Source organism: Pseudomonas sp. FSL R10-0399, from assembly GCF_009600165.1.
Classification (GTDB): domain Bacteria; phylum Pseudomonadota; class Gammaproteobacteria; order Pseudomonadales; family Pseudomonadaceae; genus Aquipseudomonas; species Aquipseudomonas helleri.
Genome location: NZ_WIWK01000067.1, coordinates 1 through 24,450 on the forward strand (window position 1 = coordinate 1; position 24,450 = coordinate 24,450).

The 24,450-nt window shown below is 59.9% G+C and carries 21 protein-coding genes and 1 riboswitch; of the genes, 9 read left to right on the forward strand and 12 right to left on the reverse strand.

Annotation, left to right across the window (positions count from 1 at the left end; all coding sequences use genetic code 11):
* The 3 genes from GHO41_RS18190 to ahcY form a co-directional block, all read right to left on the reverse strand.
* Nucleotides 1-1,563 (reverse strand): DEAD/DEAH box helicase (locus GHO41_RS18190; RefSeq protein ID WP_153434285.1); only part of this gene is annotated, 1,563 nt, incomplete at its 3' end.
* A 385-nt stretch (nucleotides 1,564-1,948) separates the two neighbouring features.
* Nucleotides 1,949-2,794 carry a methylenetetrahydrofolate reductase [NAD(P)H] gene (gene metF / locus GHO41_RS18195; protein ID WP_153327180.1) on the reverse strand — a complete coding sequence of 282 codons (846 nt, stop codon included), beginning with the start codon at nucleotides 2,792-2,794 and terminating at the stop codon, nucleotides 1,949-1,951.
* Between the two features lie 71 nt (nucleotides 2,795-2,865).
* The gene (gene ahcY / locus GHO41_RS18200) at nucleotides 2,866-4,275 is read right to left on the reverse strand and encodes an adenosylhomocysteinase (protein WP_153336378.1); all 1,410 of its coding nucleotides are present in this window, start codon (nucleotides 4,273-4,275) and stop codon (nucleotides 2,866-2,868) included.
* Nucleotides 4,276-4,297: 22 nt separating this feature from the next.
* A riboswitch (S-adenosyl-L-homocysteine riboswitch) is annotated at nucleotides 4,298-4,404 on the reverse strand.
* A 198-nt stretch (nucleotides 4,405-4,602) separates the two neighbouring features.
* Between ahcY and GHO41_RS18205 the strand changes: the two genes are divergently transcribed.
* Both GHO41_RS18205 and GHO41_RS18210 read left to right on the forward strand, forming a co-directional pair.
* Complete coding sequence (locus GHO41_RS18205; RefSeq protein WP_047279442.1) at nucleotides 4,603-5,004, forward strand: acyl-CoA thioesterase; 402 nt, start codon at nucleotides 4,603-4,605, stop codon at nucleotides 5,002-5,004.
* A gap of 114 nt (nucleotides 5,005-5,118) precedes the next feature.
* Entirely contained in the window at nucleotides 5,119-5,967 is an 849-nt protein-coding gene (locus GHO41_RS18210) for a formate/nitrite transporter family protein (RefSeq protein WP_153434286.1), read from the forward strand.
* Nucleotides 5,968-6,111: 144 nt separating this feature from the next.
* Here the strand turns inward: GHO41_RS18210 and GHO41_RS18215 are convergent, their stop codons facing one another.
* From GHO41_RS18215 to pilG, 9 genes are all read right to left on the reverse strand, one after another.
* On the reverse strand, nucleotides 6,112-6,729 hold the full coding sequence (locus tag GHO41_RS18215; protein WP_048370921.1) for a hemolysin III family protein: 618 nt from the start codon (nucleotides 6,727-6,729) through the stop codon (nucleotides 6,112-6,114).
* Between the two features lie 174 nt (nucleotides 6,730-6,903).
* Nucleotides 6,904-7,338: a hypothetical protein gene (locus GHO41_RS18220; protein WP_048370924.1), complete on the reverse strand. Its 435-nt coding sequence runs from the start codon at nucleotides 7,336-7,338 to the stop codon at nucleotides 6,904-6,906.
* Entirely contained in the window at nucleotides 7,325-7,924 is a 600-nt protein-coding gene (locus GHO41_RS18225) for a transcriptional regulator (RefSeq protein WP_048370925.1), read from the reverse strand. Before GHO41_RS18225 ends, GHO41_RS18220 begins: the two co-directional genes overlap by 14 nt.
* A gap of 159 nt (nucleotides 7,925-8,083) precedes the next feature.
* Nucleotides 8,084-8,557 (reverse strand): chemotaxis protein CheW, encoded by a 474-nt coding sequence (locus GHO41_RS18230; protein ID WP_048370927.1) that lies wholly within the window; start codon nucleotides 8,555-8,557, stop codon nucleotides 8,084-8,086.
* On the reverse strand, nucleotides 8,550-14,468 hold the full coding sequence (locus GHO41_RS18235) for an Hpt domain-containing protein (RefSeq protein WP_153434287.1): 5,919 nt from the start codon (nucleotides 14,466-14,468) through the stop codon (nucleotides 8,550-8,552). The genes GHO41_RS18230 and GHO41_RS18235 overlap by 8 nt, the downstream gene beginning before the upstream one ends.
* A gap of 24 nt (nucleotides 14,469-14,492) precedes the next feature.
* The gene (locus tag GHO41_RS18240; protein WP_153434288.1) at nucleotides 14,493-16,550 is read right to left on the reverse strand and encodes a methyl-accepting chemotaxis protein; all 2,058 of its coding nucleotides are present in this window, start codon (nucleotides 16,548-16,550) and stop codon (nucleotides 14,493-14,495) included.
* Nucleotides 16,551-16,603: 53 nt separating this feature from the next.
* Nucleotides 16,604-17,143 carry a chemotaxis protein CheW gene (locus GHO41_RS18245; RefSeq protein WP_153391146.1) on the reverse strand — a complete coding sequence of 180 codons (540 nt, stop codon included), beginning with the start codon at nucleotides 17,141-17,143 and terminating at the stop codon, nucleotides 16,604-16,606.
* A 10-nt stretch (nucleotides 17,144-17,153) separates the two neighbouring features.
* Nucleotides 17,154-17,531 (reverse strand): twitching motility response regulator PilH, encoded by a 378-nt coding sequence (gene pilH / locus GHO41_RS18250; RefSeq protein ID WP_048370936.1) that lies wholly within the window; start codon nucleotides 17,529-17,531, stop codon nucleotides 17,154-17,156.
* Nucleotides 17,532-17,574: 43 nt separating this feature from the next.
* The gene (gene pilG / locus GHO41_RS18255) at nucleotides 17,575-17,982 is read right to left on the reverse strand and encodes a twitching motility response regulator PilG (RefSeq protein WP_048370938.1); all 408 of its coding nucleotides are present in this window, start codon (nucleotides 17,980-17,982) and stop codon (nucleotides 17,575-17,577) included.
* Nucleotides 17,983-18,322: 340 nt separating this feature from the next.
* Here pilG and gshB point away from each other — a divergent pair, with 340 nt between their 5' ends.
* The 7 genes from gshB (at nucleotide 18,323) to GHO41_RS18290 (ending at nucleotide 24,373) form a co-directional block, all read left to right on the forward strand.
* Nucleotides 18,323-19,294, forward strand: a complete 972-nt coding sequence (gene gshB / locus GHO41_RS18260) for a glutathione synthase (RefSeq protein WP_153434289.1) — start codon at nucleotides 18,323-18,325, stop codon at nucleotides 19,292-19,294.
* Nucleotides 19,295-19,396: 102 nt separating this feature from the next.
* Nucleotides 19,397-20,296: an energy transducer TonB gene (locus tag GHO41_RS18265; RefSeq protein ID WP_153367951.1), complete on the forward strand. Its 900-nt coding sequence runs from the start codon at nucleotides 19,397-19,399 to the stop codon at nucleotides 20,294-20,296.
* Between the two features lie 177 nt (nucleotides 20,297-20,473).
* Nucleotides 20,474-21,046: a YqgE/AlgH family protein gene (locus GHO41_RS18270; RefSeq protein ID WP_048385075.1), complete on the forward strand. Its 573-nt coding sequence runs from the start codon at nucleotides 20,474-20,476 to the stop codon at nucleotides 21,044-21,046.
* On the forward strand, nucleotides 21,046-21,486 hold the full coding sequence (gene ruvX / locus GHO41_RS18275) for a Holliday junction resolvase RuvX (RefSeq protein WP_153434290.1): 441 nt from the start codon (nucleotides 21,046-21,048) through the stop codon (nucleotides 21,484-21,486). Before GHO41_RS18270 ends, ruvX begins: the two co-directional genes overlap by 1 nt.
* An 83-nt stretch (nucleotides 21,487-21,569) precedes the next feature.
* Nucleotides 21,570-22,088 (forward strand): bifunctional pyr operon transcriptional regulator/uracil phosphoribosyltransferase PyrR, encoded by a 519-nt coding sequence (pyrR, locus tag GHO41_RS18280; RefSeq protein WP_123750809.1) that lies wholly within the window; start codon nucleotides 21,570-21,572, stop codon nucleotides 22,086-22,088.
* 12 nt (nucleotides 22,089-22,100) lie between these two features.
* Complete coding sequence (locus GHO41_RS18285; RefSeq protein ID WP_153434291.1) at nucleotides 22,101-23,105, forward strand: aspartate carbamoyltransferase catalytic subunit; 1,005 nt, start codon at nucleotides 22,101-22,103, stop codon at nucleotides 23,103-23,105.
* Nucleotides 23,102-24,373 carry a dihydroorotase gene (locus tag GHO41_RS18290; protein WP_371928973.1) on the forward strand — a complete coding sequence of 424 codons (1,272 nt, stop codon included), beginning with the start codon at nucleotides 23,102-23,104 and terminating at the stop codon, nucleotides 24,371-24,373. Before GHO41_RS18285 ends, GHO41_RS18290 begins: the two co-directional genes overlap by 4 nt.
* The last annotated feature ends 77 nt before the right edge of the window (nucleotides 24,374-24,450 follow it).

Consider the following 24,450-nt stretch of genomic DNA (forward strand, 5'->3'; position numbering starts at 1 on the left):
GTTTTGACGGCCACCCGAACGGGCCGGAGTGCCAGCGCCTTGCGCCGGAGCGCCCGGACGACGGTCGCGGCCCTGGTTGTTTTTGTTTTGGTACGGGCTGACGTAATCAGCGCGGTTACCAATGTTATCCACATCGTCATCACGGAACTCGTCCGGCGCACGGTTGGCGTCGGCACGAGGGGTTGGCTGACGCTGCTCACGGACAGGCTGGGCGCTGCGTGGCTTTTGCTCACGGGCTGGACGCTCGCCGCGTGCCGCTGCAGGTTTTTCTTTGCCCTTGTCTTTGCCTTTGTCTTTACGACCGCCGCCACCGCCCGGATTACCCGGACCGTCGCCGCGTGGGCCACGTGGCGGGTTGCGCGGGTTACGCACATCCGGACGCTCGCGCACTTCAGGCTTTTCAGCTTCTACGGCACTGGCGTCAAAACCCATCAGGTCGCCATCAGCGATCTTCTGTTTGGTCATGCGCTCAATGCTTTTGAGCAGTTTTTCTTCGTCGGGTGCGACCAGGGAAATCGCTTCGCCCGAACGACCGGCACGGCCCGTACGGCCGATACGGTGAACGTAGTCTTCATCTACGTTCGGCAGTTCAAAGTTGACCACGTGCGGCAACTGGTCGATGTCCAGGCCACGCGCTGCAATGTCGGTGGCAACCAGAATGCGCACAGAACCGGCTTTAAAGTCGGCCAGGGCTTTGGTACGCGCGTTTTGGCTCTTGTTACCGTGGATGGCCACAGCGCTCAGGCCGTGTTTGTCCAGGTATTCAGCCAAACGGTTGGCACCGTGCTTGGTACGCGTGAACACCAGCACCTGTTCCCAGGCACCTGCGGTGATCAAGTGGGCCAGCAAGGCACGCTTGTGGGTCGCAGGCAGGCGGAAAACACGCTGCTCGATGCGCTCAACCGTGGTGTTGGGCGGCGTCACTTCAATGCGCTCAGGGTTGCGCAGCAGCTTGCCGGCCAGGTCGGTGATGTCCTTGGAGAACGTCGCCGAGAACAGCAGGTTCTGACGCTTGGCAGGCAAACGCGCGAGGACTTTTTTCACGTCATGGACAAAGCCCATGTCGAGCATCCGGTCGGCTTCATCGAGCACCAGAATTTCTACGTGAGAGAGGTCAACGCTGCCCTGGCCGCACAGGTCGAGCAAACGACCCGGGCACGCCACCAGCACGTCAACACCGCGGGACATGGCTTGAACCTGCGGGTTCATGCCGACGCCGCCGAAGATGCAGGCACTGACGAACTTCAGGTCGCGGGCATAGAGCTTGAAGCTCTCGTGCACTTGGGCTGCGAGTTCGCGAGTCGGGGTCAGGACCAGCACGCGGGGTTGGCGTGGGCCGTGACGCTGGGATTTGTCCGGGTGGCCATTGGGAAACAGCTTTTCCAGAATCGGAAGAGCGAAGCCGCCGGTTTTACCAGTACCTGTCTGGGCCGCAACCATCAAATCGCGACCTTGCAACACGGCGGGAATGGCCCGCTGTTGCACCGGAGTAGGCTCGGTATAGCCCGCATCTTCAATGGCGCGGACTAAAGCCTCGGAGAGACCGAGGGAAGCAAAGGACATGAGTAATCCTGTTCTAGTTAGGGCTTGGCCCAAAGGGATAGTCTTGCCTGGCGTGAATGGCGTTTAAGGTGACGCAATCCCGTCCGGTCCTGCTCCAGTCCTGAGGCTCATTCACATCGCTCGCGCGGGCTGGAAGCTGCGCAGTCACGGGGTTGAATGCCGGGTACAAGGACGAGCGGCCGGGCGTAAGCCTGGCGGAAAACCCGGAGTATAACAGAGCAATCACGGCGCGCCGATTTCATGCTGCTCAACGGTTTTGTAGGGGCACAAGCCACATAACCCGTGGGAGCGGGCTTGCTCGCGATGGTAGCACCACGGTTTATCAGCAAACCGGGTGACGCCCATCGCGAGCAAGCCCGCTCCCACAAGGGCGATGCCGTGTGGATCAGCGTGGCAGCTTCAGGTTGTTCCAGATCGCCAGGCTCGGCTCAGACTGGTTCAAGGTGTAGAAGTGCAGGCCTGGTGCGCCGCCATCGAGCAGACGTTCGCACATTTCGCTAATCACTTGCTCGCCAAATGCCTGGATGCTGTTCGCATCATCGCCGTAGGCTTCCAGTTGCTTGCGAATCCAACGTGGGATTTCTGCACCACAAGCGTCCGAAAAACGCGCCAACTTGCTGTAGTTGGTGATCGGCATGATGCCCGGCACGATCGGGATCATGACGCCGGCCGCACGTACGCGCTCAACAAAGCGGAAGTAGCTGTCGGCGTTAAAGAAGTACTGGGTGATCGCACTGTCGGCGCCAGCGTTGGCCTTGCGCACGAAGTTGCTGATATCGTCTTCGAAATTGCGTGCCTGAGGGTGCATCTCAGGGTATGCCGCCACTTCAATATGGAAGTGGTCGCCGGTTTCTTCACGAATGAAGCTCACCAGGTCATTGGCATAGCGCAACTCACCGCTGGCCATCCCCATACCCGAAGGCAGGTCGCCACGCAGCGCGACAATACGCTTGATACCTGCACCCTTGTACTGGGTCAGCAGGCCACGCAAGTCGTCCTTGCTGTCACCGACACACGACAAGTGCGGGGCCGCAGGGACCTTGGCTTCGCTCTCCAGTTGCAGCACGGTGTTGATCGTGCGGTCACGGGTCGAGCCACCGGCACCGTAGGTGCAGGAGAAAAAATCCGGGTTGTAGGTCGCCAGTTGGCGAGCCGTGTTCATCAGTTTTTCATGTCCAGCATCGGTCTTGGTCGGGAAGAACTCGAAGCTGTAACGACGGTCTTGGGACATGGTCAAATCCTTGGCAATACAAAAGCCGAATGCAAGCCCGCCCCCATTAGGGGGCGGGCTTGGCGATCCAATCAGTAACGGTACGCTTCAGGTTTGAACGGACCTTCAACCGTCACGCCGATGTAGTCGGCTTGTTGCTGGGTCAGTTGAGTGACCACGCCACCGAAGCCGCGAACCATTTCCAGGGCCACTTCTTCGTCCAGTTTCTTCGGCAGTACTTCTACGGTCAGACGCTCAGCTTGCAGTTCAGCAGGCAGGTCAGCGTATTTTTGGGCGAACAGGAAGATCTGCGCCAGAACCTGGTTGGCAAACGAACCGTCCATGATGCGGCTTGGGTGACCTGTGGCGTTGCCCAGGTTTACCAGACGGCCTTCGGCCAGCAGGATCAGGTAGTCGTCGTTCTGTGGGTCGAACTCGCCAGCGCCAGTGCGGTGTACCTTGTGCACTTGTGGCTTCACTTCTTCCCATGCCCAGTTTTTGCGCATGAAAGCGGTGTCGATTTCGTTGTCGAAGTGGCCGATGTTGCACACCACAGCGCGTTTTTTCAGTGCAGCCAGCATGTTCTTGTCGCACACGTTGACGTTACCGGTGGTGGTCACGATCAGGTCGATCTTGCCCAGCAGGGCCTTGTCGATGCTCGCTTCTGTGCCATCGTTCTGGCCGTTGATGAACGGCGAAACCACTTCAAAGCCGTCCATGCACGCTTGCATGGCGCAGATCGGGTCAACTTCGGAAACTTTAACGATCATGCCTTCCTGACGCAGGGACTGGGCCGAGCCCTTGCCCACGTCACCGTAGCCGATCACCAGCGCTTGCTTGCCGGACAGCAGGTGGTCAGTACCACGCTTGATCGCATCGTTCAGGCTGTGACGGCAGCCGTACTTGTTGTCGTTTTTGCTTTTGGTCACCGAGTCGTTCACGTTGATCGCCGGGATCATCAGCTCGCCTTTGGCCAGCATGTCCAGCAGACGGTGTACGCCGGTGGTGGTTTCTTCAGTCACGCCGTGGATCTTTTTCAGCATGGCCGGGTATTTCTTGTGCAGCAGCTCGGTCAGGTCGCCGCCGTCGTCGAGGATCATGTTGGCGTCCCAAGGCTGGCCATCCTTCAAGATGGTTTGCTCCAGGCACCACTCGTACTCTTCTTCGGTCTCGCCTTTCCAGGCAAATACCGGGATACCGGCAGCAGCGATAGCGGCAGCGGCCTGGTCTTGAGTCGAGAAGATGTTGCACGACGACCAACGCACTTCGGCACCCAGGGCAACCAGGGTTTCGATCAGCACGGCAGTCTGGATGGTCATGTGGATGCAGCCCAGAATCTTCGCGCCCTTGAGCGGTTGTTCTGCGGCATACCGACGACGCAGACCCATCAGGGCCGGCATTTCGGATTCAGCGATGAAGGTTTCGCGACGGCCCCATTGGGCGAGGGACATATCAGCGACTTTATAGTCGGTAAAACCTGCAGGCGTGTTTACAGCGCTCATTAAGAGCCTCCATTCGTTTAATCGCGAATGGGCGCCGTTGTGCGTTTAGTGCTTGCCCAGGGAACCCTGAACAAACAACGCCCCATCCGAGCCTGACAGGTTAAACCTGCTGCAGCGCCCCTCGGACAGGTGGCGGGAAAACGGTACCGGGTGAACATGACCGTTTTTGAAGCGAGGGAGATTATAGCCATCCGCGCCTGGGTTCCCAAGGGTTTATCCAAGGCTTTTTTATTTGCTTAATCGAGACCATAGTCCAAGGTTAATAGAGCTGAGCGCCGAGGTCTGACATCATGGCCGGTATCTAAGGCAAGACGGTCAGGAGCGAACATGAATTTTCACACCCGCAAATGGGTTAAACCCGAAGACCTCAATCCCAACGGCACCCTGTTCGGTGGCAGCCTGCTGCGCTGGATCGACGAAGAAGCGGCGATCTACGCCATTGTTCAGTTGGGCAACCAGCGCGTCGTGACCAAGTACATCTCCGAAATCAACTTTGTCAGCGCCTCGCGCCAGGGCGACATCATCGAGCTGGGCATCACCGCCACCGAGTTTGGTCGCACCTCGATCACCCTGACCTGTGAAGTGCGCAACAAGATCACCCGCAAAAGCATCCTGACGGTCGACAAAATGGTCTTCGTCAACCTCGGTGAAGACGGCCTGCCAGCACCGCACGGCCGCACCGAGATCAAGTACGTCAAAGACCAGTTCCAGGATGAAAATCAGGCCTGATTACCTTTGACCTTGTCCCCGCTGCCGCGGGCTGCGGCAGCGATTACAGGTTTTCAGTGAACAGCTACCGATGGCGCGTGTCGTACGCTTATACACGCCACCGGTCATGCGCTCATGAACACTGAAAACAGCGGTAAAACGCCCAATCTGTCGGCTGATGAAAAACACGACATCAGCAAAAACCAGCCCCCGCGTGCCGCTGTCCTGCACGAAATCATTCGCCTGCAAGGTGATCAGGAGCTGGAGCGCAGCATTGCCGCCCTGTTCTGGTCAGCCCTGGCGGCGGGCCTGACCATGGGCTTGTCGTTGATGGCCATGGGCTTGCTCAACTCTCGACTGCCCGACGCCGAAGGGTTCAAGGTCATCGCCAGCTTTGGTTACTGCGCGGGTTTTTTGGCGGTCATTCTCGCTCGCCAACAATTGTTCACTGAAAACACCCTGACGGCGGTATTGCCGATCATGAGCAAACCCACTCTGAATAACTTCGGGCGGTTGTTCCGGCTCTGGTCCGTGGTGCTGATCGGCAACCTGATGGGTACTTTTCTGGTGGCCTACGTGATGCTGCATTTGCCGATTTTCGATACCCCGACCGACGAGGCCTTTCTGGAAATCGGGCGCAAGGTCATGGAAAACGACGTCAGCCAAATGTTCGCCAAAGGCATTGTCTCGGGCTGGATGATTGCAACCATGGTCTGGATGATCCCGTCCATGGAGAGCGCCAAGATGTGGATCATCATCCTCATCACCTACCTGATGGCGCTCGGTGACTTTACCCACATCGTGGTCGGCACCGCTGAGGTGTCCTATCTGGTCTTTGCGGGCGAGTTGCCGTGGAAAGACTTCTGGCTGATCTTTGCCGGCCCGACACTGGCCGGCAACATCATCGGCGGCAGTTTTATCTTCGCCCTGATCAGCCACGCGCAAATCCGCAGCGACACCAAAAAGCCGCTGAAAAAAGCGTAATACGGCCTTTTGAACTTGGCTATTGAGCGGGTATACGGCCGCTGCGCGCCCGATCGCAGCAACGCAAATCTGTAGGAGCGAGCTTGTCTCGCGATCTTTTGATCTTTTTAAAAGTTCGCAAGACAAGCGAGCGCCTACAGCCGTCTAGATCACGTAATGCGCGATGGCCACAAAGTGCAGCAGGCTGCCGCAGATGACAAACAGGTGCCAAATGCCGTGGGCATGCCGCAGGCGGTGATCGAGGGCAAAAAAGATAATCCCCACGGTGTACATCACCCCGCCCGTGGCCAGCCAGATAAAACCCGCGGTCCCTAGCGCAGCCAGCAAAGGCTTGACCGCCACCAGCACAATCCAGCCCATCACCGCGTAAATCACGATCGACAAAATGCGCGCTTCAGAACGCGGCTTGATCTCTTGCAGCATGCCGATCACCGCCATGCCCCAGACAATCCCGAACAGCGACCAGCCCCACGGCCCGTGCAGCGTCACCAGGCAAAACGGCGTGTAACTGCCGGCAATCAACAAGTAAATCGACAGGTGATCAAACTTCTGCATGATCACCTTCGAACGCCCACGCACGCTGTGGTAAACCGTCGACACGCTGTACAGCAGCACCAGCGTCACGCCATAAATGGCCGCGCTGACAATTTTTTGCGGACTCCCGTCCAGACACGCCACCACCAACAACCAGATACTGCCTGCCGCAGCCGCCACAGCCCCCACCAAATGGGTCCAGGCGTTGAGCTTTTCCCCGTGATACATGTGCAACATCCTCAATAGCCGATAGTGCGACTGTGCCACTTGTTACAACATAAGGGTCAACGTCGTGACCTTAAAGGGCAAGGGGTGATCCTCAGGCGCCACACCTGAACGGGCGCCACTTAACTGGCCCGCAGGCCAGGCTTTTGAGCGATTAAACGATCACCGTCAGTAAGTCTAACTACCAAAAGTCTGACTCTTTAACCCCTTGACCCGTTCAAGCAGGTGTTGGGTGCTGCTGATCAAACCTTGCAGCAATGCCTCATCTTCATCCATGTAGCCTTCGTATTCAGCGAGATTGCGCCTTTCATGGCACAAGGCAAAAAGCCGGACCTGCACTTTGTCTGTGCCTGCGGTGTGAATGAGGCTTTGAAAGACTAAATAACGTCGGTCTGACCGATAGCCACAGAGGCGCAAAGCGGTGAGCGCAATGCCATGGGCTGCGTTGTACGCAAGGTCAAAGCGGCTGGAAAACGACAGTTGTGCATTGCTTGCATCTTTCAGGCGATCAATTGCAGAACGCATCAGCCCTTCGCACTCTTTGCCGTCGGGTGGTTCAGCTTTCAGCCCTCCACTGCGTACGAGATTTTCCAGACTGTCATTTTTCTCCATCCTTGGGCTCCAGTGGATCTCGACCTATCAGCGTGATTTTTTCCTGCTGCCCTACCCGCTGTACAAAACTGTTCCCCGCAGCCATTTTGGCGGCCCAGTCTTGCGCGCTGTAAAGCGTAGGATTGATGGTGCGACCGAGCGCTCCTTCAAGCGGCATCAGGCACTCCATAACGTCACTGTAGTGCAGGTCTTCACCAATGAGCATGAGGTCAATATCGCTGGCCGCATGGGCCTGGTCCTTGGCAATCGAGCCATACACAAACGCCCATTGCAGTCGCTCGAAAAAGGGCTCAAGGGCTGCACGCAGCGGATCAGAGAGCCCGGCAGTCTTGCGCAGAATGCTTAGCAACTCATTGAAGATGGGGCACAAGGCATTTGCCTGATAGTGAGCCTGGTTTCCTCGTCGGGTGAGCGTGAGGATTCCTGACTGCTCAAGACGTGTTAGTTCACGCATCAAGCTGCCTTTTCCTACCTGCGCCCAACGCGCTATTTCATTCACATAAAAACTCTGGTCAGGCTTGCCAAACAGCAAGCCCAATACTTTCTGTTGCGTATTAGTAAACAGCGCATCGCTTAGAGACAACATGGTTACAACCCACAATAAGTCCCAAAAAGGGAACGATAGGTCCCTTTTTGGGACTTATCAAGTCGCCACTTATGGTTTAAAGACTGCACAGCCCTCTGTAGGAGCGAGCTTGTCTCGCGAGCTTTTCAACGATCAAAAGATCGCGAGGCAAGCTCGCTCCTACAGAGGGTCCGGTGTTTCTGGCTCACTACCCGACAGCACCAGCCTCTCCAACCCCAGTAAATCCGGGATTTTTGCCACGCTCTCGCCCACTTGCACCGCCGCCCGTTCGAACGGGCTGAGGGGCACGTCGACGAAGCTCAGTTGGCTGTCGAGCCGGTAGGAGCGCGGGATGCCTTGCACCACCAGGCCGATGAATTTGAGGCGCGGGTCGCCGCTCAGGGTGTTGAGGATGACGATGCGCGCGCGCTCGCCGATGACCAAGGGGCCGCCGCAGGCCGCTTCGAAGCTGATCAAGGGCAGTTCGCGGTCGCGCCAGTTAATTTGCCGGACGTGCCAGGACGGTGAGTCGATGCTCGGCTCGCCACGCTGCCAGTCAATCAGTTCGGCAATCGCCACGTTGGGCAGGAGCAGGTAGCGGTCGGCCAACGGCAAGAGTAGGCAGGTCAGGCTGCCGACGCGGTGATCAAGCATGGAAGTTGCTCCAGTAGGCAATGCGCTCCAGCAACACCGACTCTTGATACGGCTTGCCAAGGTAGTCGTTGACGCCAATCGCCATCGCGCGGTTCTGGTGCTTTTGCCCGGTCCGCGAGGTGATCATGATGATCGGCAGGTCTTTGAGACGCGGGCTGTTGCGCACGTGGGTGGCCACTTCAAAACCGTCCATGCGCGGCATTTCGATGTCCAGCAGCATCAGGTCCGGGATGTGGTCTTCGAGCACGCTCATGGCGTCGACGCCGTCTTTGGCGGTAATCACGTTCATGCCGTTGCGCTCGAGCAAACGGCTAGTCACCTTGCGTACGGTCACTGAGTCGTCGACCACCAAAACCAGCGGCGGGCGCACCGCCGGGGTGAACTCCAGCACGCCGTTGGCTTCATTGATCGCCTGCTGCAAGGGCTGACGCGCCTGATGCGCACGCAGGTAGGCCAACAGGTCAAGGATCAGCACCACGCGGCCATCGCCCAAAATGGTCGCCCCTGACACACCTTGCACCCCGGTAAATTGCGGCCCAAGGCTTTTGACCACGATTTCACGCGAGCCCGCCAGCGCATCCACGTGCAAGGCCACCCGCTGGTCATTGCAATGCACCAGCAACACCGGCAGCGAATGGTTTTGCCCGATCAGTTGGGGCTTGCCCACGGTTTGCAGCAGTTCGCCCAGGTAACGCAGGTCGTAATCCTGGCCCGCATAGTGGTACATGGGCGGGTCGAGTTGGTAATAGTCTTCAAGCTCGTTGGGCATCACACGCACCAGGCCCTCAACAGTGTTGAGCGCGATGGCGTATTGCTCGTCGCTGCACTGCACCATCAAGGCACGGTTGAGTGACACGCTGAACGGCAGGCGGATCTGAAAGTGCACCCCTTGGCCCGGCACCGAGTCGATGGTCATGTTGCCGCCCAGTTGGCGCACTTCTTCGTGAACCACGTCCATGCCGACGCCGCGCCCGGAAATCTGGGTGATTTTTTCAGCGGTAGAGAAGCCCGGCTGCAAGATGAACTGCAACACGTCACGGTCGCTGAGCATCATTTGCGGGTCCAACAAACCGCGCAGGATGGCCTTACGCCGCACCGCTTCGAGCGGCACCCCGGCGCCATCATCGCGAATGTCGAACACCACGTCGCCGCCTTCGTTGGACAGCTCCAGGGTAATCAGCCCCTGCGCTGGTTTGCCGCTGGCCTCGCGGACGTCGGTAGGCTCAAGCCCGTGGTCCACGGCATTGCGCAGCATGTGTTCAAGCGGCGCGACCATGCGCTCCAGTACATTGCGGTCGATTTCGGCTTCGGCGTTGATCACGCTGAACTCGACCTGCTTGCCCAATTCAGAGGCCACTTGGCGCACCACGCGTTTGAGGCGCGGCAACACCCGTTCGAACGGCACCATGCGGGTGCCCATCAGGCCTTCCTGCAATTGGGTGTTCACCCGCCCCTGTTTCTGCAACAGGCTGTAGGCGTCCTGATTGCGCGCCGCCAGGGTGGCCTTGAGGTCGAGCAAGTCCGAGGCCGACTCAAACAGCGCCCGCGACAGCTGTTGCAGCTGGGAATGGCGGTCCATTTCCAGCGGGTCAAATTCGTCGTAAGCCAGGCCATCGACTTCGGCGTGCTGACGGCTGTGAATGCGGCTTTGGGTCTCGGTGTCGAGCCGACGCAACTGGTCGTGCATGCGCTCAAGGGTGGTCTGCATCTCGTTGAGGGCGATTTTGCCGTCATTGACCTGCTGCTCCAGACGCCCGCGAATCATTGAAGTTTCGCCCGCCAGGTTGACCAGGTCTTCGAGCAGTTCGGCCGGGACCTTGAGCATGTCCAGCCCCGTGCGCTCGGCTTCGGGAAGCAACCCGGCGGCGGGGTCAGGCTTGTTCACCGCCGGGCTCTGCACGGCTTGCCGGACGCTGCGCTCAACCCGCTGGATATGCTCGATCAACACCTGCGGCGACGGCACCGGCTGGCCGCTGCGCAGGGCATCGAGCATTTGCGCCAACTGGTCGTGGCTGCGTTGTAGCAAAGTAAACAATTCAGCGCTGGGCGACAGAAAACCCAACGAAATGTCTTCAACCAGGGTTTCCAACTCGTGGGCAAAATCCCCGATGGCGCTGATTTCGACCATCCGCGCCCCGCCTTTGAGGGTGTGCAGGTCGCGCAGCAGGTTTTCGTCTTCAACGGTGTTTTGCGGCTCGGCCTGCCAACGCACCAAGGCCGCACCGGAGCTTTCCAGCAGGTCAAACGCCTCTTCCAGAAAGATATCCAGCAGCTCCGGGTCTATGCCGTTTTGTGTCCCGGCAGGCGTTGCCGCTGGCGTGGCGTTACTCGGCTCAGCTGAGGCTGCGCTGCTGTGCCGAAGGGTACGAATGGCCTCGATCAGTTCAGTGGGTTCGTCCAGAGGCGTGTGGTGACGCAGTTGTTCGAGCATCACCAGCAGTTGCGCATGGCAGAGTTCCAGCAGACGCGCCAGCGTCGGGCTCTCGCTCAAGCGGCGGTCCAGCAGCCCTTCGTATAAGTGCTCCAGCTCGTGGGCCAGATCGCCAATTGGCACGATACCGGCCATGCGCGCGCCGCCCTTGAGCGTGTGCAAGTCGCGTTGCAGCGAGGACAACGGCGCCAGATTGTCGGGCTCATTGATCCAGCGCCGCAACGCATGGCTGGTGCTGTCGAGGATATCCACCGCCTCTTCGATAAAGATGGCGACGATTTCATCGTCCTGCGCGTCGTCCTGCTCGGCATCCAGCTTCGCCGTGGCGGCGCCCAGTTCTGTGATGTCCAGGGTCTGGTTGCCTTCACGGCGGATCAAGCCGGTGGCGTCCGGCGCCAAGCCTTCATGCAGCAGCGCCTGTAGCGCGTCGATGCGTTGCGGTTGTGGGGTGATCTCTTGCCCGGCGGCCAATTGGTCGAGCATGTTGATCAGCGCTTCCTGGGCCTCGTCGGCCTCCTGAAAGAACCGCTCGCTGACCACCAGGCTGCTTTCTTCTACCGCGCCATACAGGTCGAGCAAGGCTTCGCACAGCGCATCGACGGGTTGCAGGTCGAGCAAAAAGGCCGACTCGCCCAAGTCGGTCAGTTGGTCCAGCAGACGCTGGAGGCCGTCGCGCTCATGGGGGTGTTGCCGCCAGTGGCGCAACAGGGTTTCGGCCTCGAACAGAATGTCCATGCTCTGGCCCAAAAACTCGCTGATACGCTGCGGGTCCCGCGGGGCCGTCAACGTGCCCGAAGGCGCATTCAGGGCCATGTCCAGGCGTTTGCTGACCCATTGCCCGGTGCGTTCGATCAAGGCCCGGGCGCCTCGGATCTCGGCCAGCGGGTCGAGGTCCAGTTGCTTGAGGCCGCGATGCAGCAGGCTGTCGGCCTCAAGCAGCAAGTCGATTTCTTCGACGTCCAGCTCAAGGTGATGGGCCTTGTACTCACGCACCAGGTAATCCAGCGGCGCCGCCAGCTCGGCCATTCTCAGCACGCCCGCCATGTGCGCGCTGCCTTTGAGGGTGTGCATGGCCAACTGCAAATCGTCAGTGGCGTACAGCGGTACGTGCTCGCTGGCCAGGTCCAGAAAGTGGTTGAGGCTGTTGAGGTGGGTTTGCGCTTCCTGGCGGAAGATATCCAGCAATTGCGGATCAAAACTGGCGCTCTGCTGCTCGATCTGGAGCGGCTGCGGGCGCCCCTTGGACAGGCTGTGGGCACGGGCCGCGAGTTGATCGACATCGTGATGCTGACGCTGGCTGTGGTCGGCAAATTCCTGGATCAATTGCGGCAGGAGCACCAGTGCCTCTTCCAGCAATTGATCAATCGCAGGGGACGGCGCGACTTTGCGTTCGATCACCCGGTTGAGCAAGTTCTCAACCGCCCAGGCCAGTTCCGCCAGCACCAGCGCACGCACCATGCGCCCGCTGCCTTTGAGCGTATGGAAGGCACGCCGCAGTTCGGCCAGCGCAGCGCTGTCTGCCGGGTTGGCGACCCATTGCGGCAAGGCGTCGTGCAGGGCAATCAAGACTTCGTCAGTCTCTTCCAGAAAGACTTCCAGCAGTTCTTCGTCCACCGGTTCTTCGTCTACCGGCGGCGGCAACAAGCTCTTCGGGATGTGCTGCGCGGGGGGATTCAACGGCAGCGGACCGGCCAATACCTGCGCCAGGTTTTGTATCACCTGCGGGTCTTGCGGGGTCTGCACCACAGGCTTGGCCTTGGCGGCAGGCCAACTCAGCGACTCATCGAGCACCAGCACATTGCGCTTGGCGGGCGCGTACCCCAGCGCTGTCAGGCTCTTTTCTGCGCGCTCCAGCACCTTCTCGCTCGCGGCGCCGGGGTCCAGCGCCAAACGTTCCAGGTAGTACTCGATGCTGATCAACGCATCCGCCAGTTGATCAAGCTGCGCGTCGGCGGGCAGCGGGCCCGCCAACAAATGCTCTTCGACAAAGTCGTGGCAGCTGTTGAGCAAGCCAGCAACCCGGCGCAGCGGGATCATCGCCAGCGCGCCACGGATCTGCGTCAGCAAGCCCAGCAACGGTTGCAGGTGCTGGCGGTCGTGGCCGTCAGCCAGAAAATCAGTGATCAGGTCTTTGACCTCTTCAAGGCCAATGCGCGCCTCTTTGATCACCAGTTGGTGAATCTGAATCAGGTCCGTGGTGGGCAGGCGGCTTTCTTCTCGCGAAGACGGCTCGACATTGCCGACCATCCCGGCCAGCGTGGCTTCGACGTACAGCAAGGCGGCGGCCACATCCATCAACACCGCGTCTGTCGGTTCGCGCTGCCCTTGGGCGATGCCCTGAACCACCGCCAATTGGTCGATGATGACTTTTCGCGGCTGGCCAAAACCGAGCACCGCCAAGGTGTCGGCGATCTGGCGCAACGGCGCCATCAGGCTGCTCAACTCGGAGACGTGCAAACGGTCACTGCGCACAAACAGATCGAGGCGTTCCTTGACCCGCACCAGCTCTTCGCACAACGCCGACACCACCGAGCGCATGGCGTCACGGTCAGGCCCCGCCAGCCGCGCCCGCTCTTCGTCGACCATGGCCGCGTCGGGCATGGCTTCATCCAGCTCGTAACGGTTTTTCAGCGCAAGCATCTTGGTGGTCGGCTGTTCGGCCTTGGCGATGTAAAACAGCAAGCTTGTGAGCAGTTCATCCGGCGCTGGCTGGTTGACGCCCTCAATACCTTGCGCCAGCAAGCGATTGAGTTCTTTGTCGGACTCATTGAGCAAGCTGCGCAACGCCGGGCTATTGGCCACGCGGCCGCGCAACATGCCGTCCAGCAAGGCCGAGGCGACTTTCCACAACGCATTGATGGGCGCGCCCTGGCACAGGCTTTCAAGTTGGCTGAAAACGTTGGCCAGGCGCTCCAGATTGCCGCGCACGTCTTCCTCACCCTGCAAACCGTTCAACGCGGCTTGCAGGGCGTGGCGCAGGGTCATGATCTGGCGCGGCCATTCGGCGGGGATCAAGTGCGCGAGGGCGGCTTGGTCCAGTGTCGGCAATGTCTGTAAATCGGGGCTGAACAGGCTGGTTTCTGACAGCAGGCTTTCGCCACGGGCGGTGCGTAAATCGTTGATTAACGGCAGCACCACCAGCGGCCAGTCACGCCGGGCCGTGTGAACGCGGTCCAGGTACAGCGGCAACTGGTTGAAGGCTTGCATCAACAGGCGCAGGGCTTCTTCGCTCTGGCTGACCCGGCCTTTCTGCAGGGCGATCACTAAGTGTTCGGTTTCTTCGGCCAGCAGGGCGGCGCCATAAAACTCCACCATCAGCAGGCTGCCGTGCACTTGATGAATACACGCAAGGCACTGCTCCAGCGCCTCGGCAGCAGGCTGCAAGACATAGTCCTCCAGCGCCGTGCGCGCCTGTTTCAAGGTGTCGGCAATCTCGTCTTTAACCCATTCGAGGGCTACGTAGTCGCGCCGGTCAACCATAACAACTCCAGTCTGAATGTCGCACTACTGCGGCTCTCGGGGTTTTGGCGAGGCGGGCAAGGTGAAACCGGACACCGAGCGGCGCAGTTGGCTGGCCATCTTGGCCAGGTTGCCAATGCTGTCAGCGGTGGCGCTCGAGCCGGATGAAGTTTGATGGGTGATTTGCTGAATCACGTTCATGGTCAGGGAGATCTGCGCAGCCGAGCTGGTTTGCTCTTGCGCGGCGTTGGAGATGCGCTGAATGAGGTCAGCGAGGTTTTGCGACACCCCTTCGATCTCTTCCAGCGCTACCCCGGCGTCGTGGGCCAAGCGCGCACCGCGCACCACTTCGGTGGTGGTTTGCTCCATGGAAATCACCGCTTCATTGGTGTCGGCCTGAATGGCCCGCACCAGCGTCTCGATTTGCCGGGTTGCCGCCGACGAGCGCTCAGCCAGACGCTGCACTTCGTCCGCCACCACGGCAAACCCGCGCCCGGCATCACCGGCCATGGACGCCTGAATAGCGGCGTTCAACGCCAGAATGTTGGTCTGGTCGGCAATGTCATCAATCAGGCTGACAATGTCGCCGATTTCCTGCGAAGACTCGCCCAACCGTTTGATGCGCTTGGCCGTGTCCTGGATCTGGTCGCGAATGTTGTCCATGCCGCGAATGGTGTTGTGCACTACTTCGTTGCCTTTGTTGGCAATCGCCACCGAACGCTCGGCCACCGCCGAAGACTCAGAGGCGTTGGCCGATACCTGATCAATCGACTGCGCCATATGTTGCACCGACCCGGACGCCTCGGCGATCTGCTGCGCCTGATGCTCCGAAGACTCCGCCAGTTGCATGGCCGATGCCTGGGTTTCCTGCACAGCGGCCGCCACCTGGCCTGCCGTCAGGTTGATGGTGGCCACCAGTTCGCGCAGTTGGTCGATGGAATAGTTGATGGAGTCGGCAATGGCCCCGGTGAAGTCTTCTGTAACCGAGGCGGTCACGGTCAGGTCGCCGTCGGCCAGGTCTTCGATTTCGTCGAGCAGCCGCATGATCGCGTTCTGATTGCGCTCGTTCTTTTCAGCGGTTTCACGCAGTTGGCGATTGGTCTCGCGCACCATCACCAGCCCGATCAGGATGATCGACGCCAGCGCCAGCAGGCCCAGAACGTAGCCACCGATGATGTCCAGCGAGCGACCGTTGGCCAAGTTTTCAAAACCGTTGGCCAGGGTTGAGGCTTCATCGAGCAGGGTCTGCGACAGGCTGAAAATGGTGTTGGCGGCTTCACGCACGTGGAACAGCTGGGGCGAGGTTTCGAGGATTTCATCCACCGAGCCCGAGACAAACTGGAACAGTTCGGAAATCTCCAGCAGGCGTGCGCGGGCGTCCTTGTCTTCGACTTTAGGAATGCGCAGCCCGTCATTGCCTTCGAGCATGGCATTAAGCACTTGGCCGAAACGGTTGGCATCACGGCCAAACGCATCGGCCGCCTGCGCCGCCGTTTCATCGCCCGCCAGCACCGTGTTGACCGCGCCTAATATGCGCTCGGCCAGCAACGACTGGCGCTGGGCCAATGCCACCTGGCTGGCCGGGGCGCCGCGCTGCAGCAAAATTTCGACAACTTTTTCGTACTCAACCTGGAGCTGCGGCACGGTCTCGGCCAAGGTGGCCGCCACTTGGTGCAGCGACAGCACGGTTTGCTCGCTGGCCAGAATCGCGTTGGTGCTGTCCAGCAACTGTTCCCAGTCGCGCTGAACCGACTGCATTTCTTTGTGTACCGCTACCGGCGCAGGCGGCAGTCCGGTGCTGGGGTCACCTTTTTGCAGGTACTCCCAACGCTGGCTGAAGTCGTTGCGCGCATCGCCCAGCAACTTGAACGCGGCGGCTTTGCCAGCGGCAGCTTCGGTGGCGTTTTTGGCGATGCGCTGGGACAGCACGCGCAGCTCGCCCGCGTGGCTGATGTATTGCTTGTCGTAGTTGGACTGGGTGTTGAGGTAAGCAAAGTTGGCGAACAACAGCATGATGAACACGATCAGGGCGATAAAAAGCACGATGATCTGCGAACGACTGCGCGACCCTTCCAGTGGTTTAGCGGTATTGGCTGTGCTCATCAGTCAGGCCTTGGCATCCCGTAGTAAAGCAAAAGGTAAAACGCGTGCCCCACTCACACCGCGACGGCCCAGAACTGGGGCGCCTGGGCCAGCACGAACGGGCTGAACACCCACCACTCTGGCTGGCCGGCAAAGCGTCCCTGGATAAAAGGCACCAACATCAGGTTGGGTAACGCCTGCACCTGGGTGTCCAGCTCAGTTTGGTCAAAGTGCTGCATGCCCAGCACTTCATCCACCTGCAAGCCGACAAACACGTCTTTGTATTCCAGCACCATCACCCGCCGTTGCTTGCGCAGGGGCGACGGCTCAAGCCCGAAAAAGCTGCACAGATCAATGATCGGCAGCAATTGCCCACGCAGGTTGGCCACCCCTTTAACCCACGGCTTTACCCCAGGCAGCAAGGTAAACCGTGGCTCGTGGAGGATCTCGGCGATTTCGCCCATGGGCGCCACAAAACAATGCTCGCCCATCCGAAAACCGATGCCGCTCCAACTCCCGGCCTGTGCCTGCACCGGCGCCAGACCTGCTGCCAAAGCGCGGCAGCGTTGGTCTATCTCAAACAGCAGTTCGAAGGCGGTCAGTGAGTCAGGCATTGGCAGGCCGTCATTGAGGGCGGCTGTCAGCCAGCACGTTCTTGAGCGTCAGGATCAGCTTTTGTTCGTCCACCGGTTTGGTGATGTAAGCCTTGGCGCCCTGACGCGTTGCCCAGACCATGTCGGTTTCCTGGTCTTTGGTGGTCACCATGATGACCGGAATATGGTTGGTTTCCGGGTCTTTGCTCAGTTGGCGCGTGGCCTGAAACCCATTAAGACCGGGCATCACGATGTCCATCAGCACCGCATCGGGTTTTTCCTGACGGGCCAGGGCCACGCCATCAGCGCCGTTTTCAGCCTTCAGCACAACATGACCATGTTTTTCCAACATGCCGGTCAGTTTGAACATTTCGGTCGGCGAGTCATCGACGATCAGAATGCGAGCCATGGTGTTCCCCATCTAAAAGGTAATCGGCCCTCGGGGCCGAGCGTCATTGAACGTTCGGGACGATATCAAAACCCGGTACATGGGCCTTGATAGCATTCAGCAGTTCATCTCTGCTGAAGGGCTTGGTCAAAAATTGATCAGAGCCGACAATGCGTCCCTTGGCCTTGTCAAACAAACCGTCCTTGGAGGACAACATGATCACCGGGGTCATTTTGAACGCCCGGTTGTTCTTGATCAGGGCGCACGTCTGATAGCCATCCAGGCGCGGCATCATGATGTCGACAAAAATAATGTGTGGATGATGATCAACAATCTTGGCCAACGCATCAAAACCGTCGATGGCCGTAATGACCTCGCAGCCCACGTTTTTCAGCAAGGTTTCAGCGGTCCGGCGAATGGTTTTCGAGTCATCGATCACCATCACCTTCAAGGCGCTGGAATGCGTGTCCATAGGTGCCCTACCATCGCCACGGCGAACCGTTTTATTACAACTGTGTCGCCTAAAACCGCAAATCCTTGAAGGACAAGGGCTGTAAGCACTGTGCGAGCCTTTTTAGCACAGTCGCGACCTGCAATACACACCTCTCACTGATCGCTGAAACACATCGTAGGAGCTGCCGAAGGCTGCGATCTTTTGATGTTGGCAGATCAAAAGATCGCAGCCTTCGGCAGCTCCTACGCGGTTTTTGGCCAGCAATCGACACTATGTCGCTTGACCAAGCCCCTGCTCAGCGCCACTCTGGCGCCACTTTTCTACGCCTTTTGCCCACTATTTAATCGAGGAATTTGCCATGAGCGTTCGAGTCGGGATTGTCATGGACCCCATTGCGGACATCTCCTATAAAAAGGACAGCTCGCTGGCCATGCTGCTGGCCGCACAGGCACGCGGCTGGACCCTGTTTTATATGGAGCAGCAAGACCTTTACCTGACCGAAGGCAAGGCCCGCGCGCGCATGAAGCCGCTGAAAGTGTTCGCCAACCCTGAAAAGTGGTTTGAGCTGGAGGCCGAGGCCGACACTGCCCTGAGCGATCTGGACGTGATCCTGATGCGCAAGGACCCGCCCTTCGACATGGAATTTGTGTACACCACCTATCTGCTCGAACAAGCCGAGCGCGACGGTGTGCTGATCGTCAACAAGCCGCAGAGCCTGCGTGACTGCAACGAAAAACTGTTCGCCACCCAATTCACCCAATGCACGCCACCAACCGTGGTCAGCCGTCGCGCTGACGTGCTGCGTGAATTCGCTGCCCAGTACGGCGATGTGATCCTCAAGCCGCTGGACGGCATGGGCGGCACGTCGATCTTCCGCCACCGGGTCGGTGATCCCAACCTGTCGGTGATCCTCGAAACTCTGACTGCCAACGGCACCCAGCAAATCATGGCGCAAGGCTATTTGCCGGGCATCAAGGACGGCGACAAGCGCATCCTGATGATCGACGGCGAGCCAGTACCTTATTGCCTGGCGCGGATCCCGGCACAGGGCGAAACCCGTGGCAACCTGGCCGCGGGCGGCCGTGGCGAAGCCCGCCCGCTGAGCGAAAAGGACCGTTGGATTGCAGCCCAAGTCGGCCCAACCCTGCGTGAAAAGGGCCTGTTGTTTGTAGGATTGGACGTTATCGGTGAGCACCTGACCGAAATCAACGTCACCAGCCCGACCTGCATCCGGGAAATCGACAACGCCTTTGGTACCAACATCGGCGCACTGTTGATGGACGCGATTGAGCGCAAGCTTGCAGCTGCAAACCACAAGCCGCAAGTTTAAAGCGGACCGGCTTTAACTTGCCGCTTGTAGCTTGCCCCTTGCAGCTAAAAACCAACATTGCGGTATCATGCCGAACCGCAAAACCCGCGATGTTGGTTTTTTATGACACTCCCCAGCGACCTGCCCCCTGAACTGCGCCACACCGGCGTGCGCGCAGCTGATCGCCTGGGTTTTGCCCTGTTTATCGCAGCCCTGCTGCATATCGCGGTGATTGTGGGCGTGGGTTTCAGCGCCAGCGAGCCCAAGCAAATCAGCAAAACCCTGGAAATTACCCTCTCGACGTTCAAGAGCGAAAAAGCCCCGGAGAAAGCTGACTTTTTGGCACAGGACAATCAGCAAGGCAGCGGCACGCTGGACAAAAAAGCCGTGCCCAAGACCACTGAAGTGGCGCCGTTCCAGGACAACACCGTCAAAAAGGTCACCCCGCCCCCGGCCGCCAAGCCGGAGCAACCCAAGGCCGCGCCCAAAGCCGCCGTGACCACTGTGGCGCCCAAGCCTAAAAAAGCCCCGAGCGAGCCGCAAAAAACCAAGACTGAGGCGGCGCCCAAGGCCAATATTCCGACGTTCGACAGCTCGCAGCTGTCCAGCGAGATTTCCAGTCTCGAAGCCGAACTGGCGAACGAGCAGCAGTTGTATGCCAAGCGCCCGAAGATCTACCGCATGAGCGCGGCCTCGACCATGCGCGACAAAGGCGCCTGGTACAAAGAAGACTGGCGCAAGAAAATCGAGCGCGTGGGCAACCTCAATTACCCCGAGCAGGCCCGCCGCGAAAAAATCTACGGCAAGTTGCGCCTGCTGGTGTCGATCAACCGCGACGGCTCGTTACACGAGGTGCTGGTGCTTGAGTCCTCCGGGCAACCGCTGCTGGATCAGGCAGCGCAACGCATCGTGCGGCTGGCAGCGCCTTTTGCACCGTTTACCGGCGACCTGGCCGATATCGACCGTTTGGAGATCATTCGTACCTGGCGCTTCGGGCCGGGGGATCAGTTGTCGAGTAATTAACCTTGGCAGAACTCTGTAGTCGCTGACGCAGGCTGCGATAAGGTCCGCAGGAGCTTCGTTGTTGATTCAAAAGCAGAGGGCCGCTGCGCGCCCCATCGCAGCCTTCGGCAGCGACTACAAAGGCTTTTATCATCCGCCAACTTGTCAGTTCACCTTGTCAGCGCCACACTTACGCCCATGAAAAAGCACACGCCAACGTACCTCAAGCACCAATTGCTGATGGCCATGCCGCATATGGCCGACCCTAACTTTGCCCACACGTTGACGTATATCGTCGAACACACGGCCAATGGGGCCATGGGGCTGGTGATCAACCGCCCGATGGATCTGAATCTGGCGGACATTCTTGAGCAGTTGCGCCCCGACGTGCTTTCGTCGCCTTTGTGTCAGCACATTCCGGTCTACGGTGGCGGCCCGGTGATGGTTGATCGCGGTTTTGTCTTGCACCCCGCCACGATGAACTTTGACGCCACGGTCGAGCTGCAGGACGGGCTGGCCCTGACCACTTCGGTCGACATCCTGTTCAGCATTGCTGACGGTCGCGGCCCGCAGCGCAGCCTGATCTGCCTGGGCTACGCCGGGTGGGACGCCGGCCAACTGGAGGCCGAACTGGCCGACAACGCCTGGCTGACCTGCCCGTATTCAAGCGACATTCTGTTTGCAACCTCCAGCGAACTGCGCCTAGACGCGGCCGCCAAACACCTGGGAGTGAACCTCAATTTGTTAACCAGTCAAGCAGGCCATTCCTGATGGCCAGCCTTCGTTTATTGCTGGGTTTCGACTACGGCACCCGCTCCATCGGTGTCGCCGTGGGCCAGATGGTCACCGGCCAGGCCCGCGAGTTGTGCAACCTGAAAGCCGAAAACGGCATTCCCAAGTGGGAAGAAATCGAAAAGCTGATCAAAGAGTGGCAGCCCGACGCCATGGTGGTCGGCATGCCGCTGAACATGGACGGCACCCCGAGCGAGTTCTGCGCCCGCGCGCAAAAATTTGCCAATCGCCTCAATGGCCGCTTCAATCTGCCCGTGTTTACCCACGATGAACGCCTGACGACCTTCGAAGCCAAGAGCGAACGCCGGTCTCAGGGCGGCCAGCGTGGCAGTTACCGCGACAACCCCGTCGATGCCATCGCCGCCAAACTGGTGCTGCAAGGCTGGCTCGACGAACACCCGGCACCACCTCAAGCCTGACGCTGCGTTTGCCTCACTGACGCGCCCCATTGTTTGCGCCCGCCGCCGCACGCTTTGCCACGCGGGCCTGTTAAGGAGCCACCATGATATTGCCTGTCCCCGCTGAACTGATCTCCCAGATGGCCGTTGACCTCAAGACACATCTGGAACGTCGCGGCATCACCGAGCCGCGTTTTATCGGCATTCGCACGGGCGGTATCTGGGTTGCTCAGGCGCTGCTGCGCGCGCTGGGCAGCGACTCGCCGCTGGGCACGCTGGACGTGTCGTTCTACCGCGACGACTTCAGCCAGAACGGCCTGCACCCGCAAGTGCGCCCCTCGGACCTGCCCTTCGAAATCGAAGGCCAGCACCTGGTGCTGATCGATGACGTGCTGATGAGTGGCCGCACCATCCGCGCCGCGCTGAACGAGCTGTTCGACTATGGCCGCCCGGCCAGCGTGACCCTGGTCAGCCTGCTGGACCTGAACGCCGCCGAGCTGCCGATCCGCCCGAACGTGGTCGGCGCGACCTTGTCACTCAAGCCCACCGAGCGGGTGAAATTGTCCGGCCCGGCGCCGCTGACCCTCGAACTTCAAGATTCATCTCTAGAACCCGCCCTTTAAGAGACCAATGCGATGACGCCTCCAGACGCCAAGCGCCCGCTACAGCTCAATGATCAGGGCCAGCTGCGCCACTTCCTGTCGCTCGACGGGTTAAGCCGCGAGTTGCTGACTGAAATCCTCGACACCGCAGACTCGTTCCTTGAAGTCGGCGCCCGAGCGGTTAAAAAAGTCCCGCTGCTGCGCGGCAAGACCGTGTGCAACGTGTTCTTTGAAAACTCGACCCGCACCCGTACCACGTTCGAAATGGCCGCCCAGCGCCTCTCGGCTGACGTGATCACGCTGAACGTGTCGACCTCGTCGGCGAGCAAGGGCGAAACCCTGCTCGACACCTTGCGCAACCTGGAAGCCATGGCCGCCGACATGTTCGTGGTGCGCCACGGTGACTCCGGCGCAGCGCACTTTATTGCCGAGCACGTGTGCCCGCAGGTCGCGATCATCAACGGCGGTGACGGCCGCCACGCGCACCCGACCCAAGGCATGCTCGACATGCTCACCATTCGTCGACACAAAGGCAGCTTTGAAAACCTCTCGGTGGCCATTGTTGGCGACATTCTGCACTCACGGGTGGCGCGTTCGAACATGATCGCCCTGAAAACCCTGGGCTGTAAGGACATCCGCGTGATCGCGCCGAAAACCCTGTTGCCGATCGGAATCAAGCAATACGGCGTGAAGGTGTACACCGACATGAACGAAGGCCTGAAAGACGTCGACGTGGTGATCATGTTGCGCCTGCAGCGCGAGCGCATGTCAGGTGGCCTGCTGCCGAGCGAGGGCGAGTTCTACCGCCTGTTCGGCCTGACCACGGCACGTCTGGCGGGCGCCAAGCCAGACGCCATCGTCATGCACCCTGGCCCGATCAACCGTGGCGTGGAGATTGAGTCGGCGGTGGCCGACGGCCCGCACTCGGTGATCCTCAACCAGGTGACTTACGGCATCGCGGTGCGCATGGCGGTGTTGTCCATGACCATGAGCGGGCAAACCGCCCAGCGCCAAATCGAACAGGAGAAGGCCCAGTGAAACTCAGCATTCTCGGCGCCCGCGTCATCGATCCTGCCAGCCAGCTGGATCAAATCACCGACCTGCACCTGGAAGCAGGCAAAATCGTCGCCATTGGCGCCGCACCTGCCGGCTTCACCCCAAGCCAGACCCTCGCCGCCAAAGGCCTGGTAGCCGCACCGGGGCTGGTTGACCTGAACGTCGCCCTGCGCGAGCCGGGTTACAGCCGCAAAGGCACCATCGCCAGCGAAACCCGTGCCGCTGCGGCCGGTGGCGTGACCAGCCTGTGCTGCCCGCCACAGACCAAGCCGGTGCTCGACACCTCGGCTGTGGCTGAACTGATCCTCGACCGCGCCCGTGAGGCCGGCAACTGCAAAGTGTTCCCGATTGGCGCCCTGAGCAAAGGCCTCGACGGCGAACAACTGGCCGAGCTGATTGCCCTGCGTGACGCCGGTTGCGTAGCCTTCGGCAACGGCCTCAACAGCTTCGCCAATACCCGCACCCTGTGCCGGGCTCTGGAATACGCGGCGACGTTCGACCTGACGGTGATCTTCCATTCCCAAGACCGTGACCTGGCAGAAGGCGGCATCGCCCATGACGGCCCGATGGCGGCTTTCCGTGGTTTGCCGGGCATCCCGGAAACCGCCGAGACCGTGGCCCTGGCCCGCGACCTGTTGCTGGTTGAGCAAAGCGGCGTACGTGCGCACTTCAGCCAGCTGACCAGCGCACGCGGTGTGGCGCTGATTGCTCAGGCGCAGGCACGCGGCTTGAAAGTGACCGCCGATGTGGCGCTGTATCAGCTGATTTTGACGGATGAGGCGCTGGTGGATTTCTCCAGCGTGTACCACGTGCAACCGCCGCTGCGCACCCGCGCAGACCGCGATGGTTTGCGTGCTGCGGTAAAGTCGGGCGTGGTGCAGGCGATTTCCAGCCATCACCAGCCACACGAGCGTGACGCCAAACTGGCACCGTTTGGCGCGACTGAACCGGGCATGAGCAGCGTTGAACTGCTGCTGCCATTGGCAATGACGTTGGTAGAAGACGGTTTGCTGGACTTACCGACCTTGCTCGCACGCCTCAGCGCGGGCCCGGCACAGGCTTTGCGCCTGCCCGCTGGCAGCTTGACGGTGGGTGCACCGGCTGACCTCGTACTGTTCGACCCTACAGCGTCGACCGTGGCCGGTGAGAAGTGGTATTCCAAGGGCGACAACTGCGCGTTCCTCGGCCACTGCCTGCCGGGCGCCGTGCGTTACACGCTGGTGGATGGGCGGATCAGTTACGAGGGCTAAGGCCCCATCTGACCTTTGTAGGAGCGAGCTCGTCTCGCGATCTTTTGATTGTTTAAAAGATCGCGAGGCAAGCTCGC

Bases quoted from the DNA above. Each gene is read 5' to 3' on its own strand.
- metF (WP_153327180.1), bottom strand. From the start codon at position 2,794: ATGTCCCAAGACCGTCGTTACAGCTTCGAGTTCTTCCCGACCAAGACC.
- ahcY (WP_153336378.1), bottom strand. From the start codon at position 4,275: ATGAGCGCTGTAAACACGCCTGCAGGTTTTACCGACTATAAAGTCGCT.
- GHO41_RS18205 (WP_047279442.1), top strand. From the start codon at position 4,603: ATGAATTTTCACACCCGCAAATGGGTTAAACCCGAAGACCTCAATCCC.
- GHO41_RS18210 (WP_153434286.1), top strand. From the start codon at position 5,119: ATGAACACTGAAAACAGCGGTAAAACGCCCAATCTGTCGGCTGATGAA.
- GHO41_RS18215 (WP_048370921.1), bottom strand. From the start codon at position 6,729: ATGTATCACGGGGAAAAGCTCAACGCCTGGACCCATTTGGTGGGGGCT.
- GHO41_RS18220 (WP_048370924.1), bottom strand. From the start codon at position 7,338: ATGGAGAAAAATGACAGTCTGGAAAATCTCGTACGCAGTGGAGGGCTG.
- GHO41_RS18225 (WP_048370925.1), bottom strand. From the start codon at position 7,924: ATGTTGTCTCTAAGCGATGCGCTGTTTACTAATACGCAACAGAAAGTA.
- GHO41_RS18230 (WP_048370927.1), bottom strand. From the start codon at position 8,557: ATGCTTGATCACCGCGTCGGCAGCCTGACCTGCCTACTCTTGCCGTTG.
- GHO41_RS18235 (WP_153434287.1), bottom strand. From the start codon at position 14,468: ATGGTTGACCGGCGCGACTACGTAGCCCTCGAATGGGTTAAAGACGAG.
- GHO41_RS18240 (WP_153434288.1), bottom strand. From the start codon at position 16,550: ATGAGCACAGCCAATACCGCTAAACCACTGGAAGGGTCGCGCAGTCGT.
- GHO41_RS18245 (WP_153391146.1), bottom strand. From the start codon at position 17,143: ATGCCTGACTCACTGACCGCCTTCGAACTGCTGTTTGAGATAGACCAA.
- pilH (WP_048370936.1), bottom strand. From the start codon at position 17,531: ATGGCTCGCATTCTGATCGTCGATGACTCGCCGACCGAAATGTTCAAA.
- pilG (WP_048370938.1), bottom strand. From the start codon at position 17,982: ATGGACACGCATTCCAGCGCCTTGAAGGTGATGGTGATCGATGACTCG.
- gshB (WP_153434289.1), top strand. From the start codon at position 18,323: ATGAGCGTTCGAGTCGGGATTGTCATGGACCCCATTGCGGACATCTCC.
- GHO41_RS18265 (WP_153367951.1), top strand. From the start codon at position 19,397: ATGACACTCCCCAGCGACCTGCCCCCTGAACTGCGCCACACCGGCGTG.
- GHO41_RS18270 (WP_048385075.1), top strand. From the start codon at position 20,474: ATGAAAAAGCACACGCCAACGTACCTCAAGCACCAATTGCTGATGGCC.
- ruvX (WP_153434290.1), top strand. From the start codon at position 21,046: ATGGCCAGCCTTCGTTTATTGCTGGGTTTCGACTACGGCACCCGCTCC.
- pyrR (WP_123750809.1), top strand. From the start codon at position 21,570: ATGATATTGCCTGTCCCCGCTGAACTGATCTCCCAGATGGCCGTTGAC.
- GHO41_RS18285 (WP_153434291.1), top strand. From the start codon at position 22,101: ATGACGCCTCCAGACGCCAAGCGCCCGCTACAGCTCAATGATCAGGGC.